This window comes from Pseudomonas sp. IT-P4 (genome assembly GCF_949767755.1).
Lineage (GTDB): Bacteria > Pseudomonadota > Gammaproteobacteria > Pseudomonadales > Pseudomonadaceae > Aquipseudomonas > Aquipseudomonas monachiensis.
In genome coordinates this window covers 360622-377582 of sequence record NZ_CATKPX010000034.1, presented here as the reverse complement: position 1 = coordinate 377582, position 16961 = coordinate 360622, and the positions used below count along the sequence as shown (strand labels likewise).

Sequence of the window (16961 nt, the reverse complement as noted above, 5' to 3'; positions counted from 1 at the left end):
CTATTTGACCTCGACCGGAGTGCCTTGCAACCGCTGCAGGGCTTCGTTCACCGCTTGCGGCATGAGCTGGCGCAGGCAGTTGTAATGGCCGAAACGGCAAGTGCGGTCGAAGCATGGGCTGCATTCGATACCCAGGCGAACGACTTCGACGTGCTCGGCCAGCGGTGGCGTGAAACCTGGCGACGTCGAGCCGTAGACCGCGACCAGCGGGCGGTTCAGCGCGGCGGCAACGTGCATCAATCCGGAGTCGTTGGACACCACCGCATCGGCGCAGGACATCAGGTCGATGGCTTCAGCCAGCGAGGTGCCGCCGCTGAGGTTGACCGATTCTTCACGCAGGCCGGGAATCAGCCGCGCGCGGATGTCTTCGCCCACGGCGTGATCGTTTTTCGAACCGAACAGCCAGACTTGCCAGCCTTCGCGGATCTTCGCTTCGGCAACCGCGGCGTAATGCTCGGACGGCCAGCGCTTGGATTCACCGAACTCGGCACCAGGGCACAGGACCAACACCGGGCGGTCGAGGGTCAGGCCGAATTTGGCCAGTGCCGCTTCGCGGGTAACCGGGTCGATCTGCAGTGTCGGGCGCGGATAGGGTTTTGGCAGTTCAACGCCAGGCTCGTAAGCCAGGGCCATGAAGCGCTCGATCATCAGCGGATAACGATCCTTGTCCAGCGTGCGCACGTCGTTGAGCAGGCCATAGCGGAACTCGCCACGCCAGCCGGTGCGTTTCGGGATGCCGGCAAAGAACGGCACCAGTGCCGACTTCAGGGAATTGGGCAGCAGGATCGCCTGGTCGTACTGGCCAGCCAGGGATTTGCCGATGCGCCGACGCGTTGCCAGCTCCAGGACACCGTGACCGAGCGGAAAGCTCAAGGCCTGGCGAACTTCGGGCATGCGCTCAAGAATCGGCCGGCTCCACTCGGGGGCCAGCACGTCGATTTCGCATTGCGGGTGGCGTTGTTTCAGACACTGGAAAAGTGTCTGCGCCATCACCATGTCACCGACCCAACTGGGCCCAACGATCAGAATTTTCATGTGGTTTCCATAAACGAACCGGGGAGGCCTACGCCTCCCCGCCTCGAGAATCTCTGCGGGAGCACGGCGGCTTGCGATGGGTCATCACCTTCAACATTGCTGTCGAGTGTCACTCCGCTATCGCGAGCAGGCTCGCTCCCACATTGGGTATTGGTGTACCTCGATCCGCATGACACTGCAGATCTACTGTGGGAGCGGGCTTGCTCGCGAAGGGGCCGTCACATCCAACATCACTATTGACTGACACTCCGCCTTCGCGAGCAAGCCCGCTCCCACAGGGGATATTGGGCGTATCAAATATCCCGTTTCAGCTTAGCCCCAGCTCACGCCAGATCCGCATGACCTGCCGACGTTCGTCCGCGAACTGGTCGCCCGGAATCACCCCCGGGTCCTTCTGCAAGGCCTGCCGGTGGGCGGCGGAACGGTACGCTTTATACGCTTCACGCAACAGGCTGGCATCTTCGACCGGCATCAGCCCTTCATGCTCCAGCTCTTCCAGAATGCGGATGTTGTCCGTCCAGCGCAGCAATGGCGGGTGTGTTTCGGACCACGCCAGGGCCGCGTATTGCACCATAAATTCAATATCGACGATACCACCGGCGTCCTGCTTGATATCGAACGGCGCCGTGGCTTCGAAGGCATTTGCCCCGGTGCCGGCCGCGGTGCTCTTGCTGCCCAGGTTATCGCGCATCTTGGCGCGCATCTCACTGACCTCCTGGCGCAGGGTCGGTAGATCACGGGTTTTGCCCAATATCGCGGCGCGGACTTTCTCGAAGGCCTGGCCGACATCCTGGCTGCCCACCAACACCCGCGCCCGCACCAGCGCCTGGTGTTCCCAAGTCCAGGCTTCATTCTCCTGATAGCGGGCAAACGCCCCCAGGGAGCTCACCAACAAGCCCGACGCACCGGATGGCCGCAGACGCATGTCCACTTCATACAACTGCCCGGAGTTGGTCTGCGCCGTCAGCAAGTGAATGATCCGCTGCCCCAGCCGGGTAAAGAATTGCGCGCCATCGATGGGTTTGACGCCATCGGTTTCAGCCTGCGGATCGCCGTCGTGGATGAACACCAGGTCCAGGTCCGAACCATGCCCGAGCTCCAGGCCGCCGACTTTCCCATAACCGACAATGATGAAGCCGGGATCGCACAAGGTGCCATCGGTGCGCAGCGGCGTGCCGTACTTGGCCACGGTCTGGCGCCAGGCCAGAGCCAGCACTTGCTCCAGGATCGCCTCGGCGAGCCAGGTCAGGTAATCGCTGACTTTCATCAGCGGCAGGCTGCCGGCGATTTCCGAAGCAGCCACCCGCAAGCGGTGCGCCAGCTTGAAGTGGCGCAGGGCTTCCATTTGCTGTTCGAGGTCGTCCTCGGGAATCCGTGTCAGGCGCTCGCGTAATTCGGCCGCCAGCTCTGGCGCCAGTGGCGGCTTGAACAGCCGGCCTTCGTTGAGCAATTCGTCGAGCAGCAGCGGGAAGCGGGTGATTTGCTCGGCGATCCACGGGCTCGCCGCGCACAGCGTCAGCAAACGCCGCAATGCACTGGGGTTCTCGGTCAACAGCACCAGGTACGCGGAACGACGGGCCACGGCTTCGACCAGCGGCAGCACCCGCTCCAGTACCAGGTCCGGATTGTCATGTTCCACGGCCTGTGCCAGCAACCGCGGAATAAAAGCATCGAGACGCTCGCGCCCCAGACGCTGCATCGCCCTCAATTGCGGGCTACCGCGCAAGCCGGCCAAGGCTTTCAAGGCTTTTGGGGCATCTTTGAAACCACCCTCTTCCAGTTGGCGGCAGGCAGCCTCATCGTCCTGGGCCTCTTCCCACAGCGGCAACCACTCACCGCCGACCACCACTTCGCTTTCGGCGCCCTGCTCTTCATCGGGATCGGCAATCACCTGCCCGAAGTGCCAGGCAATACGGCCGCGCCAGTACATCAGTTGTTCGTGGAACGCCGTCCAGTTGGCGAAACCGAGCATAAAGGCAATGCGCGCCTGATCCTGCTCGCCATTAGGCAACATTTGTGTCTGGCGATCGGCAATCGCCTGAATCGCGTGTTCGGTATAACGCAGGAATTCGTAGCCTTCACGCAGCTCGCTGATCACGGCCGGCGGCAGATAACCCTGGCCTTCCAGCGTGCCCAGTACCTTTAATAGTGGGCGCTGCTGCAAGCTCAGGTCGCGACCCCCGTGGATCAGCTGGAATGCCTGGGCAATGAACTCGACTTCGCGAATACCGCCGGAACCGAGCTTGATGTTGTCGGCCATGCCCTTGCGCCGCACTTCCTGCTGGATCAACTGCTTCATGGTGCGCAGCGCTTCAATGGCCGAGAAGTCCAGGTAACGCCGGTAAACGAATGGCCGCAGCATCTCCTGCAGTTGCGCGCCGGCGACTTGATCCCCGGCCACCACCCGCGACTTGATCATCGCGTAGCGCTCCCAGTCGCGCCCCTGATCCTGGTAATACTGCTCGAGCGCGTTGAAGCTCAGCACCAGTGCGCCCGCCGAACCGTAGGGACGCAAGCGCATGTCGACGCGGAATACAAAGCCGTCGACAGTCATCGGGTCCAGGGCCTTGATCAGCCGCTGGCCCAGACGGATGAAGAACTCCTGGTTATCCAGCGGGCGTTTGACGCCGACGGTTTCGCCACCCTCGGGGTAGGCGAAAATCAGGTCGATGTCCGACGACAGGTTCAACTCCACGGCACCGAGCTTGCCCATGCCAAGAACGACCATCTGCTGCGGCTCGCCGCTGCGTCGCCCGGTCGGCACGCCGAACTGCTGACAATGCCGCGTGTACAACCATTGATAGGCCTGATCGATGCTCGCATCGGCCATGTCCGAAAGGTCGCGGCAGGTCTGGATCAAGTCGGCCTGGCGTGTCAGGTCGCGCCAGATGATCCGCACCTGATGGCGTGCACGCTGGCGGCGCAAGACGCGGCCAAGCAGATCGTCGGTCTCGGCCGCGCTTACGGCGGCCGCGATCTGCCCGCATAACTCACCGGGAGCGAAGCTGCGGTCCAACTCACCGGACTGCACCAGCTCCAGCAACATCAAAGGGTCACGAACACACTGTTCAATCACAAAATCGCTGGCGGCGGTGACGCGGGCAAATTGCGCCCAGCGTTCCGGCGTCCAGGCAGACAGCCCGTGATCATCGTCCAGGGCGGCCACAGCAGCCCGGAACGACTGCTCGGCGCGAGTGACAAACGGCAGGAGAATGGCGGGCAGTTCGGCAAGCGAGGGGAGGCTCATGGTCTATCCTTGATCGGCGTACAACGGACTGCATGTAGTGGTTTTCGAAAACCCACTACCTGAGGGAGTGTCGAACAAAAGTTAGAAATAGCTGAAATTTCTTTAATTTTGGCAGCCAGCATCAAGCTTTTACCTTTTGTAGTTGGAAAAAGACCAACCTTAACGATTATTCTCACAACGCAGCCGGGGGCCACAAGCCGCTCATCTGTAGTTTTACTACTCGTATATACATTAGCCGGGCTGAAATGCCGGAAGATTTGTAGTAAAACTACACGCCGCCGGAACAACCTATCGGCAATCCAAGAATTTATATCGTCTGCCCACAAGGCCAGTCGCAAACTCAGGCAACCGATTCTGGAAGCCTTTCCGCCCTGGAGCAAGCCATGCAAGACCTCGATCCCGTCGAAACCCAGGAATGGCTGGACGCCCTGGAATCGGTTCTCGACAAAGAAGGCGAAGACCGTGCTCACTATCTGATGACCCGTATGGGTGAACTGGCGACCCGCAGCGGTTCGCAGTTGCCTTACGCCATCACCACGCCTTACCGCAACACCATCCCGGTAACCCACGAAGCACGCATGCCTGGCGACCTGTTCATGGAACGCCGCATTCGCTCGCTGGTACGCTGGAACGCGATGGCCATGGTAATGCGTACGAACCTGAAGGATTCTGACCTCGGCGGTCACATCTCCAGCTTCGCTTCCAGTGCGACCCTGTATGACATCGGCTTTAACTACTTCTTCCAGGCCCCGACCGAAGAACACGGCGGCGACCTGATCTACTTCCAGGGCCACACCTCGCCAGGCGTTTACGCCCGCGCATTCATGGAAGGCCGCATCACCGAAGACCAGATGAACAACTTCCGTCAGGAAGTCGATGGTCAAGGCCTGTCGTCCTACCCGCACCCTTGGCTGATGCCTGACTTCTGGCAGTTCCCGACCGTATCCATGGGTCTGGGCCCGATCCAGGCGATCTACCAGGCACGCTTCATGAAGTACCTGGAACACCGTGGCTTCATCCAGCCAGGCAAACAGAAAGTCTGGTGCTTCCTGGGCGACGGCGAGTGCGACGAACCGGAATCCCTGGGCGCGATCTCCCTGGCCGGCCGCGAGAAGCTGGACAACCTGATCTTCGTCATCAACTGCAACCTGCAGCGCCTCGACGGCCCGGTTCGCGGCAACGGCAAGATCATCCAGGAACTCGAAGGCGTGTTCCGTGGTGCCCAGTGGAACGTGACCAAAGTCATCTGGGGCCGTTTCTGGGACCCACTGCTGGCCAAGGACGTCGACGGCATCCTGCAACGCCGCATGGACGAAGTCATCGACGGCGAATACCAGAACTACAAAGCCAAAGACGGCGCGTTCGTACGTGAACACTTCTTCAACACGCCAGAACTCAAGGCGATGGTCGAAGACCTGTCCGACGACGAGATCTGGAAGCTCAACCGTGGCGGCCACGACCCGTACAAGGTCTACGCGGCGTACCACGAAGCGGTCAACCACAAAGAACAACCGACCGTCATCCTGGCCAAGACCATCAAGGGTTATGGCACCGGTGCCGGCGAAGCGAAAAACACTGCGCACAACACCAAGAAGGTCGATGTCGAAAGCCTGAAGTTGTTCCGCGACCGCTTCGACATTCCGGTCAAGGACGATGAACTGGAAAACCTGCCGTTCTTCAAACCGGAAGAAGGCAGCGCCGAAGCCCGTTACCTGAGCGAGCGCCGTACCGCACTGGGCGGCTTCGTACCTCAGCGTCGCGCCAAGAGCTTCAACATCCCGACTCCGCCACTGGACACCCTCAAGGCGATCCTGGACGGCTCGGGCGACCGCGAAATCTCCACCACCATGGCCTTCGTGCGGATCCTCGCGCAACTGGTCAAGGACAAGGAAATCGGCCCGCGCATCGTACCGATCATCCCGGACGAAGCCCGTACCTTCGGTATGGAAGGCATGTTCCGCCAACTGGGCATCTACTCCTCCGTCGGCCAGCTCTACGAGCCAGTCGATAAAGACCAGGTGATGTTCTACAAGGAAGACCAGAAGGGCCAGATCCTCGAAGAAGGCATCAACGAAGCGGGCGCCATGAGCTCCTTCATCGCTGCCGGTACTTCGTACTCCAGCCACAACCAGCCGATGCTGCCGTTCTACATCTTCTACTCGATGTTCGGCTTCCAGCGTATCGGCGACCTGGCATGGGCCGCTGGCGACAGCCGCACCCGTGGCTTCCTGATCGGCGGCACCGCCGGCCGTACCACCCTGAACGGTGAAGGCCTGCAACACGAAGACGGTCACAGCCACCTGCTGGCCGCGACCATCCCGAACTGCCGCACCTACGATCCAACCTACGGCTACGAGCTGGCGGTGATCATTCAGGACGGCATGAAGAAGATGACCGAAGAGCAACAGGACGTCTTCTACTACATCACCGTGATGAACGAGTCGTACCAGCAGCCAGCCATGCCGGCCGGTGCCGAAGAAGGCATCAAGAAAGGCATGTACCTGCTCGAAGAAGACAACCGCGAAGCGGCGCACCACGTTCAGCTGATGGGCTCCGGCACCATCCTGCGTGAAGTCCGTGAAGCAGCGAAGATCCTGCGCGAAGAGTTCAACGTCGGCGCCGACGTGTGGAGCGTTACCAGCTTCAACGAACTGCGTCGCGACGGCCTGGCCGTTGAGCGCACCAACCGTCTGCACCCGGGCCAGAAGCCTAAGCTGAGCTACGTCGAAGAGTGCCTGAACGGCCGTAAAGGTCCGGTCATCGCCTCTACCGACTACATGAAACTGTTCGCCGAGCAGATCCGTCAGTGGGTACCGTCCAAGGAATTCAAAGTCTTGGGCACCGACGGTTTCGGCCGCAGCGACAGCCGCAAGAAACTGCGTCATTTCTTCGAAGTCGACCGTCATTTCGTGGTGTTGGCAGCCCTGGAAGCACTGGCTGACCGTGGTGACATCGAACCTAAGGTTGTGGCTGAAGCCATCGCCAAGTTCGGTATCAACCCGGAAAAACGCAACCCACTGGACTGCTGAGGAGAGATTCTGTGAGCGAACTCATTCGCGTACCTGACATCGGCAGCGGTGAAGGTGAAGTAATTGAACTGTTTGTAAAGGTCGGCGACCGTATCGAAGCCGACCAGAGCATCCTGACACTTGAGTCCGACAAGGCGAGCATGGAAGTGCCTGCGCCGAAGGCCGGTATCATCAAGAGCCTGAAAGTAAAGCTGGGCGATCGCCTGAAAGAAGGCGACGAACTGCTGGAACTGGAAGTCGAAGGTGCCGCGCAAGCGGCCCCTGCGGCTGCCCCTGCACCGGCTGCCAAGGCTGAGGCCAAACCGGCTGCGGCACCTGCCGCCGCGCCTGCCCCTGCTGCGCCGGCTGCCGCCAGCGTTCAGCAAGTGCACGTGCCGGACATCGGTTCGTCGGGCAAGGCCCAGATCATCGAGATCCAGGTCAAGGTCGGCGACACCGTCGCGGCTGATCAATCGTTGATCACCCTGGAGTCTGACAAGGCGAGCATGGAAATCCCGTCGCCAGCCGCTGGCGTGGTCAAGGCCATCAGCGTCAAGCTCAACGACGAAGTCGGCACCGGCGACCTGATCCTGGATCTGGAAGTGGCGGGTGCTGCGGCACCGGCTGCTGCTCCGGCCCAGGCTGCCGCTCCAGCTGCCGCCGCTGCGCCTGCTCCTGCAGCAGCTCCGGCTGCACCGGTTGCCGACAGCGTTCAGGACATCCACGTTCCGGACATCGGTTCGGCGGGCAAGGCCAAGATCATCGAAGTCCTGGTCAAGGCCGGCGACACCGTTGTGGCCGACCAGTCGCTGATCACCCTGGAATCCGACAAGGCGAGCATGGAAATTCCATCGCCTGCCGCTGGCGTGGTGGAAAGCGTTTCCATCAAGCTCGATGACGAAGTCGGTACCGGCGACCTGATCCTGAAACTGAAAGTCAAAGGCGCCGCTCCGGCCGCAGCTCCGGCACCTGCCGCTGCTGCTCCGAGCGCACCTGCTCCAGCTGCTGCTCCTGCCGCCGCTGCCCCTGCTGCTGCGCCGGCCGCCGCGCCAGCCAGGCCGGGTGCAAAAGTTCACGCCGGCCCTGCCGTGCGTCAACTGGCCCGCGAATTCGGTGTCGAGCTGAGTGCCGTTGGCGCCAGCGGTCCACACGGTCGCATCCTGAAGGAAGACGTTCAGGTTTACGTCAAGGCCATGATGCAGAAGGCCAAGGAAGCGCCGGCCGCTGCTGCCGGTGCAACCGGTGGCGCGGGCATCCCGCCGATTCCGGTCGTGGACTTCAGCCGCTTCGGTGAAGTCGAAGAAGTGCCGATGACCCGCCTGATGCAGGTCGGCGCAGCCAACCTGCACCGCAGCTGGCTGAACGTGCCGCACGTGACGCAATTCGACTCGGCGGATATCACCGAGCTCGAAGCGTTCCGCGTTGCCCAGAAAGCCGTTGCAGAGAAGGCCGGCGTCAAGCTGACCATCCTGCCGTTGCTGCTCAAGACCTGTGCGCACCTGCTCAAGGAACTGCCGGATTTCAACAGCTCGCTGGCGCCAAGCGGCAAAGCGATCATCCGCAAGAAATACGTGAACATCGGCTTCGCCGTCGACACTCCGGATGGCCTGCTGGTACCGGTCATCAAGAACGTCAACCAGAAGAGCCTGCTGCAACTGGCCGCCGAAGCTGCTTCCCTGGCTGAAAAAGCCCGGACCAAGAAGCTTTCGTCGGACGAGATGCAAGGCGCCTGCTTCACCATTTCCAGCCTCGGCCACATTGGCGGCACCGGCTTCACGCCGATCGTCAACGCGCCGGAAGTGGCGATCCTCGGTGTTTCCAAGGCAACCATCCAGCCAGTCTGGGACGGCAAAGCCTTCCAGCCGAAACTGATGCTGCCGCTGTCGCTGTCCTACGATCACCGTGTGATCAACGGCGCCGCTGCTGCACGCTTCACCAAGCGTCTGAGCGATCTGCTGGGCGACATCCGCACCATGCTCCTGTAACACCGACCGGCCCTCCTTCACCGGAGGGCCAGTTGCGTTCCACGTTTCCGAGCGCCACGCTCGTACCTCAACCCCGCCAATTTGGCGGGGCTTTTTTTGCCTGAAGTTATTGCTTAAAACGTCTTCCTACATTTGTGGCTGACATCGCCCACAACTCGAATCCATTTCTGCCAGATATTTTTTCGGGCCAAATAACTAGCCTTGGCTGAAAGACTACTTATTACATCCGAAACAACCATCTAACCAATTCGCAAGCAGCCGAATGGACTCAAACATGCTCAAACCAACTGTCGGCCCGATTATTGGCCACACCACCACTAATCACGCGCGTATTTTCCTGCGCGGCGAACACAATAAAAACACCTTGGTATTTGCCGGAATTCGTTATAGGCGACAAGGCGAGTTTCACTGGTCAAAAGGCAACTTTGCAAAACTAGAACCCGAACACGACATGTGCGAAGTCTTTGCACTAAACAACCTGTCCGCCGACACCGACTATGAGTATCAGGCGGGGTGGTTCCGCCCGACGAGCCTGGCGCACACCATCGACACGGTGAAGGAACTGCCCCTGCAGTGGCCACGGCAGGTTTATCACTTGCGCACCCGCTCCAGCCAGGCCGGACTGCCAAGGGCCTACATTGTCGGCTCTTGCCGATACCTGCGCATGACCGCCGGCATCGCATTCGCCCCCCACTTGGGCGACAGAATCTTCGCTTCAATTTCACGCCTGGTGGAGCAAGCCAGCCCTCCCGTCAGTGCGCTGGTGATGACGGGTGACCAAATCTATGTCGATGACTTGAGCATCATTGCTCCTGATCGGGAACTCAAGGAAATCCTGCAAAAATATCGCGTGGCGTTTTCGCAGATAAATATCGCCGGATTAATGTCCAGCCTGCCCACTTACATGATCCTTGACGACCATGAAATAGAGGACAACTGGCCCGTCAACAAGAGCAAGTCCGACGACTACTTATATGCAAACGCAATCAGGGCCTACGAGTTGTATCAGGCCAGCCATAGTCCAGCCCATGCACTAACCGATGGTGGACTTATAAATAAACGACTGGACAAATACTGGTATCGATTTACTGAAGGTGATATCGAATGGTTTGTTACCGACAGTCGAACCCGACGCAATTTGTCAGCCACTGACCGACGCATTCTCGATACAGCCCAGGAACAGGCCTTGTGCGACTGGCTTATCCACAGCCCGGCGCGGGTCAAATTCGTGGTCACCAGTGTCATGTTCTACCCTGACCGCAAACGCCTGGGCGATGACGCCTGGCAGGGCTTCCCCGAACAACGGCTACGGTTGCTGGAGACCATTCGCACACACCGCATCAAGAACGTCGTATTCATTTCCGGGGATGTCCACGGCTCGCTGACCAGTCGCCTGACCCACAGCGAGGATGCGGACTTCGAAGTCCACACCATCGTCTCGTCACCGCTGTGCAACAGCAGAATGCTGCCCTATGCCACGGCCTCCACGTTCGTCCTCGATCAATCCTTGGCCCGCACTGCCTCCGGCGACTATCGACACGAGCTGACCAGCAACGTGATCAGCCAGGATAATTTTGCCCACCTGGTCGTCGATGCCGGGCAGATTCAGGTAAATTTCCATGACCGGGAGGGCAAGCCTTTGCAGTCCATTGGCATCCCGATTCGCTGCCCCTGAAACAGATCGCAGTCATTGGCAATACTTGCAAAACTGCGATTTTTTCGGCGAATAGAAATACTTTTTGCCACCGACTGAAGAAAACCCGTCGTCTGCCGACATATTCTTATAGCACTTGGCCTTCATCTCTCTTGTCAGTCGGTGTCGCAATGATGCAACCTTGCCGCAGGCAACAGTAAAGAGGGCGAGAGCCCGGCGCGTTCAGCATATTCGAAGCGAGTTTCCCTCCATGAAAAGCCAACCCGATGCCGCCAGCCGTATGGTGGCCGAGGTAGTGACGCAGTTGCCTGTGCCCTCGCGGCTCGGCATGCTGCGTTTCGAACGGCTTAATGAACCCAGCTGGGCGCTGCTGTTTCTCGACCCCAATTGCGAACGCCAGTTCGGCCTCCCCGCCGTTGAGCTGTGTGCGCTGGTGGGCTCGCCCTACGCCAGCCTGATGGAACCGCAAGCGCGCTATCAACTGCACGACGCGATCCAGCAGCAACTGAGCGAAAGCACGCATTACCTGATCCGCTACACCCTGCACACCACCGCTGGCTCCCTGACCCTGCTTGAACTTGGCGAAGCCTTCAAACAACACAATCGACACCTGCTGCGCGGCTACCTGCTGGTCATCGACGGCCTGTTCGAGGATGACCCGCTGCAAGCGGCCCTGGATCTGGAAACCCAGAACTCGCGCCTGCAAATCGCCCTGGAGCTCAATCAGCGTGCCCAGCAGGAGCAACTGCTGCACCTGGAGCGGGTGCGTGCCCAGCAGGACCTGATCCTGCTGCTCACCCGACAACGCTACAGCAGCAACAACTCCTTGCGCGAAGCCGCCGAGCTGATCACCCGCAGCGCCTGCAACATCTACGAAATCGACAGTGCCAGCCTGTGGCACCTCGAAGGCTCGATGCTGGTGCCGATCTCGGCCTATCACCGCACGAATCAGCAATACCTGCTGCCGCAACCGATCGATGTCAGCGTTTTCCCCGACTACCTCGACGCCCTGCACACCGGCCGTGCCATCGACGCCCATAACGCCATGCGCGACCCGCGTACCCGGGAAATGGCTGAAAGCCTGCGCCCGCGCGATGTCAACGCAATGCTCGACGCCAGTATCCGCGTCGATGGCCAGGTGGTCGGCGTTTTGTGCCTGGAGCAGACCGGGGCGACCCGCGACTGGCAGTCGGATGAAATTGCCTTCGCCGGAGAACTGGCGGACCAGTTTGCCCAGGTCATCAGCAACCACAATCGGCGAACAGCCACCAGCGCCCTGCACCTGTTCCAGCGCGCAGTCGAACAAAGTGCCAACGCCTTCTTGCTGGTCAACTGCGATGGTGTGGTGGAATACGTCAACCCGAGCTTCACCGCGATCACCCAATATTCCACCGAAGAAGTGCACGGTCAGCGCCTGTCAGAACTGCCGGCCCTGGAAAACCTCAGCGAGCTACTGTTCGATGCGCCTTCGGCGCTGGCCAAGAGCAACAGTTGGCAGGGCGAATTCAAGAGCCGCCGGAAAAACCTCGAACCCTACTGGGGCCAGTTGTCGATCTCCAAGGTTTACGGCGACAACCGCGAGCTGACCCACTACATCGGCATCTACGAAGACATCACCCAGACCAAGCTTGCCCAGCAGCGTATCGAGCGCCTGGCCTACACCGACAACCTGACCAACCTAGGCAACCGCCCGGCGTTCATCCGCAACCTCGATGAACGCTTCGCCCGTGACAGCGATGCGCCGATCAGCCTGTTGCTGGTGGACATCGACAACTTCAAGCGGATCAACGACAGCCTCGGCCACCAGACCGGCGACAAACTGCTGATCAGCCTGGCCCGACGCCTGCGCAACAGCCTGATCCCGAGCGGCAGCCTGGCGCGATTCGCCAGTAACGAATTCGCCGTATTGCTGGACAACAGCGACCTCACGGTAGGCCAGCAAGTAGCCAACCAGTTGCTGGCGACCCTCGACAAACCGATGTTCGTCGACAACCAGTTGATCAGCGTCACTGGCTCCGTGGGCCTGGCCTGCGCGCCGCTGCACGGGCGCGACCCGCAAACCCTGATGCGCAACGCCGGGCTAGCGCTGCACAAGGCCAAGGCCAACGGCAAACACCAGGTGCAAGTGTTCACCGAAGCGCTGAACGCCGAGGCCAGCTACAAGCTGTTTGTCGAAAACAACCTGCGCCGCGCCCTGACCCAGAACGAACTCGACGTGTTCTACCAGCCCAAGCTGTGCCTGCGCAGCGGTCGCCTGCTGGGTATGGAAGCACTGCTGCGCTGGGACCATCCGGAAAAGGGCATGATCCGCCCGGACCAGTTCATCAGCGTCGCCGAAGAAACCGGGCTGATCATTCCGATCGGCAAATGGATCGCCCGCCAGGCCTGCCGCATGAGCAAAGCGCTGACCGCCGCCGGCCTGGGCAACCTGCAAGTGGCGATCAACCTGTCGCCCAAGCAGTTCTCCGATCCGGACCTGGTGGCCTCCATTGCCAACATCCTCAAGGAAGAAGCCCTGCCGGCTCATTTGCTGGAGCTGGAGCTGACCGAAGGCCTGCTGCTGGAAGCCACCGAAGACACCCACCTGCAACTCGACCAGCTCAAGCGCCTGGGCCTGACCTTGGCCATGGACGACTTCGGCACCGGTTACTCGTCGCTCAGCTACTTGAAAAAATTCCCCATCGACATCATCAAGATCGATCGAAGCTTCATCCACGAAATCCCGGACAACCAGGACGACATGGAAATCACCTCCGCGGTGATCGCCATGGCCCACAACCTGAAGCTCAAGGTCGTGGCTGAAGGCATCGAAACCGCCGAGCAGTTGTCGTTCCTGCGCCGTCACCGCTGCGACGTCGGCCAGGGCTACCTGTTCGACCGTCCGATCCCGGGCAATGAGCTGGTCGACAAGCTCAAACGCTACCCCCGTGGCCCAATCGCCTGACAGACACAGAACCTGTGGATGACAAAAAACCTGTGGGAGCGGGCTTGCTCGCGAATGCGGTGTGTCAGAGCCGTGGTTACTGACTGACTCAACGCCTTCGCGAGCAAGCCCGCTCCCACAAGGTAGTGCGTATCGGGCAGGTATTGGGCACACTGACGGCCTGTTTATTTACAACCCAACCTGACTGAGAGGACTGATCATGGTTCTGCGCTCGGAAATTCTGGTGAACAAAAACGTGCTCCCGACTAAAGAACAAGCTCTGCCCGGTCGCGAAACCGCGATGACCCTGCCTGAAAAGCACTTTGTGTTTAAAGACACCCCCTTGCTCGGCCCGTTCTTCGAAGACGTCGACTTCGCGATCTTCGGCCTCGGCTGCTTCTGGGGCGCGGAACGCCGCTTCTGGCAGCGTGAAGGCGTGGTCAGCACCGTGGTCGGGTACGCCGGCGGTTTCACGCCGAACCCGACCTACGAAGAAGTCTGCTCGGGCCTGACCGGCCACACCGAAGTGGTGCTGGTGGTGTATGACAAGGCCAAGGTCAGCTACGAAGAACTGCTGGCGATGTTCTGGGAACTGCACAACCCGACGCAGGGCATGCGCCAGGGCAATGACATCGGCACCCAGTACCGTTCGGCGATCTACGCCACCAGCCCGGAACAACTGGACGCGGCGCTCAAGAGCAAGGAAACCTACCAGGCCGAGCTGTCCAAGGCCGGCCTCGGTGAAATCAGCACCGAAATCGACCAGGCCCCGACCGTCTACTTTGCCGAGACGTATCACCAGCAATACCTGGCGAAAAACCCGGAAGGTTATTGCGGCATTGGTGGTACCGGCGTGACCTGCCCGATCTGATCGCCAAAACAAAAGATCGCAGCCTTCGGCAGCTCCTACGGGTGTACGCATAGCCCTGTAGGAGCTGCCGCAGGCTGCGATCTTTTGATCATGCAGCTACTACTCGGCAATCAACCAATCCATCTGCCACCCACCCTGGGTTTGCCCCAGCTTCCGGGACAACCACGGCAGCAGTTCACGCAACTCTTCCTCCAGCCCCCAAGGCGGATTGGCAATCGCCAGCCCGGAACCGTTCAGGCTGTTGGGCGTATCTAGCGGATGCACCAGCAACTCCACCCGCAACAACTTCGGCGCACCAGTACCGGCAAGGTCCTGATAGAAGCGGCGCAGGGCACGCTGATCCTTCACCGGGTACCAGATCGCCGCCACGGTCTGGCGCATCCGGCCAATCGCTTCCTTCAACGACGCGGCACAGCGCTGCATCTCGTCGAGCTTCTCGAACGGCGGATCGATCAACATCACCGCACGCTTCTCCGGCACCGGCAGCAAGGCCCGCGGCACGTGCCAGCCTTCACCCAAGTGCACCTTGACCCGGCGATCACCGGCCATGTTGTCCTTGAGCAGCAGGCCGTCTTCCGGGTGCTTCTCGTTGAGCAACACACGGTCCTGCGGGCGGGTCAGACGCCGCGCCAACTCCGGCGACCCCGGGTAATAGCGCAACTGGCCATCCGGGTTCATCTCGTGCAGCACCTGCATGTAATCAGCGGTCAGGATCGGCAGATCCGGCTGATCCCACAAACGCGCAATGCCTTCCAGGTACTCACCGGTACGATTGGCCTGGTCACCCTGAAGGTCATACAGACCGATGCCGGCGTGGGTATCGAGATAGGCAAACGGCTGCTCCTTGCGCGACATCAGGGCGATGAGGCGGGTCAAGGTCAGGTGTTTGAACACATCGGCGTGATTGCCGGCATGGAAGGCGTGACGATAATTCATGGTTGCTCCTGCGAAGGCCGGGGAGTTTACCTTTTACCGGCCGGCAAGTCAGGGGTTGGCGGCTGAGCGGACACTTCGAGCATTCATAGTGGCAACAAGCACGCACCATCGATCGACAAATTCAGAAACGCCTCACAACAGGAAGATTCCCGAACCTGCAAACCGGCGTGATAGCGTTCTTTGTCGAAAAAAGCAAAGGACGCACAAATGACCATTCGCTACGCAAAGATTGCAATGACCCTGGCGCTCGCCGCATTCGCCTTCATGACCGTGTTCAACAACATCACCGACTACAGTTCCAACTTCAACTTCGTCCGGCATGTGCTGAGCATGGATACCACCTTCCCAGACAACGCCGCCCGGTATCGCGCAATTGATCTGCCTTGGGTGTGGCATGGAGCTTACTGGCTGATCATCCTTGGCGAAGCCATTACCTGTGGACTTCTCGGCTACGGCGCACTACAGCTCTGGCGCTCACGGTCAGCCGGTGGGCATGAATTCAGACTGGCCAGGAAGTGGGCCGTAGCGGGCTTGACGACAGGGTTTTTCGTGTGGTTTTTCGGCTTCATGGTGGTTGGAGGTGAGTGGTTTCTGATGTGGCAATCCGACATCTGGAATGGTCAGGACGCAGCCTTCAGGTTCTACATGGCAATACTGGGTGTGCTGATCTTTCTGAATCAGCCCGATGCCGATCTTGACTGATCCCCAATGAAAAACGGCCCGCATCCATCGGATGCGGGCCGCCTTCTTCAATCAGGAAGCTAAATGCCTCGCCGGAAGCCTAATTTGTTCAACATGAACTCCTTTTCCGCCGCGGCGAATCGCTGCAGCGTGCCCGTAGACGGTGCACCCAATTTACTGACGATATAGAGCTTCAGGCTGGCGAAGATGAAGCCCAGGATCTTTTGATCTTATGCCGCCGCTGTAGGCCCCGCCCGCAACCGCCGCCCAACCACATCCAGCACATCACAGCCATCGCGCAACGCAATGGCGCAGAGTAAGGCGAAATCGCTGAGGATGAAGGACTCGCACTCAATCGAACCGCGCATGGACAGGTTCTCAAGCACTTGGGTGACTGCGCGGATTCTGTAGTTGGCGGCATCGGTGAGAATGTCGAGTGGCGCGTGGGTGTCGACGAACAGGGTGGGCATGTCGTTGCAGTTGCTGGTCAATGCCAGGAAGCGGTTGTCGGGATGGGGGATTGGTTTTTCGTAGGGCGGGTCGGGATGTATTGATTTCATTTTTAACGCTCTAAGGAGGAAATGGATCTGCCATTAGCCTTCCTACGGGCTAGGGTGGCAG

10 protein-coding genes are annotated in these 16961 nt (G+C 60.0%); 6 read left to right on the top strand and 4 right to left on the bottom strand.

Translation table 11 applies throughout. The features are described 5' to 3' along the window. Positions 1–1035, bottom strand: a complete 1035-nt coding sequence (gene waaF / locus ACM6IT_RS15035) for a lipopolysaccharide heptosyltransferase II (protein WP_056725557.1) — start codon at positions 1033–1035, stop codon at positions 1–3. A gap of 307 nt (positions 1036–1342) precedes the next feature. Beyond that, the gene (gene glnE, locus ACM6IT_RS15030) at positions 1343–4282 is read right to left on the bottom strand and encodes a bifunctional [glutamate--ammonia ligase]-adenylyl-L-tyrosine phosphorylase/[glutamate--ammonia-ligase] adenylyltransferase (RefSeq protein ID WP_056725559.1); all 2940 of its coding nucleotides are present in this window, start codon (positions 4280–4282) and stop codon (positions 1343–1345) included. 383 nt (positions 4283–4665) lie between these two features. Between glnE and aceE the strand changes: the two genes are divergently transcribed. The 5 genes from aceE to msrA all read left to right on the top strand — a co-directional run bounded on the left by aceE (position 4666) and on the right by msrA (position 14723). Next, positions 4666–7311, top strand: a complete 2646-nt coding sequence (aceE, locus tag ACM6IT_RS15025) for a pyruvate dehydrogenase (acetyl-transferring), homodimeric type (RefSeq protein ID WP_056725562.1) — start codon at positions 4666–4668, stop codon at positions 7309–7311. A gap of 11 nt (positions 7312–7322) precedes the next feature. After that, positions 7323–9275 (top strand): dihydrolipoyllysine-residue acetyltransferase, encoded by a 1953-nt coding sequence (gene aceF, locus ACM6IT_RS15020; RefSeq protein ID WP_414918256.1) that lies wholly within the window; start codon positions 7323–7325, stop codon positions 9273–9275. Positions 9276–9549: 274 nt separating this feature from the next. Beyond that, a complete protein-coding gene (locus tag ACM6IT_RS15015) occupies positions 9550–10950 on the top strand; it encodes an alkaline phosphatase D family protein (protein ID WP_414918255.1) in 1401 nt (466 codons plus the stop codon). Between the two features lie 229 nt (positions 10951–11179). Beyond that, on the top strand, positions 11180–13873 hold the full coding sequence (locus ACM6IT_RS15010) for a putative bifunctional diguanylate cyclase/phosphodiesterase (RefSeq protein WP_414918254.1): 2694 nt from the start codon (positions 11180–11182) through the stop codon (positions 13871–13873). 199 nt (positions 13874–14072) lie between these two features. Beyond that, complete coding sequence (msrA, locus tag ACM6IT_RS15005) at positions 14073–14723, top strand: peptide-methionine (S)-S-oxide reductase MsrA (protein WP_414918253.1); 651 nt, start codon at positions 14073–14075, stop codon at positions 14721–14723. Positions 14724–14822: 99 nt separating this feature from the next. Here the strand turns inward: msrA and ACM6IT_RS15000 are convergent, their stop codons facing one another. Next, positions 14823–15659: a 23S rRNA (adenine(2030)-N(6))-methyltransferase RlmJ gene (locus ACM6IT_RS15000; protein WP_223541749.1), complete on the bottom strand. Its 837-nt coding sequence runs from the start codon at positions 15657–15659 to the stop codon at positions 14823–14825. 207 nt (positions 15660–15866) lie between these two features. Between ACM6IT_RS15000 and ACM6IT_RS14995 the strand changes: the two genes are divergently transcribed. Further along, a complete protein-coding gene (locus tag ACM6IT_RS14995) occupies positions 15867–16361 on the top strand; it encodes a DUF2165 family protein (RefSeq protein WP_056725574.1) in 495 nt (164 codons plus the stop codon). 209 nt (positions 16362–16570) lie between these two features. On the opposite strand, the gene ACM6IT_RS14990 is transcribed toward ACM6IT_RS14995, so the two are convergent. Then, positions 16571–16900, bottom strand: a complete 330-nt coding sequence (locus ACM6IT_RS14990) for a hypothetical protein (protein ID WP_414918252.1) — start codon at positions 16898–16900, stop codon at positions 16571–16573. Between the last annotated feature and the right edge of the window lie 61 nt (positions 16901–16961).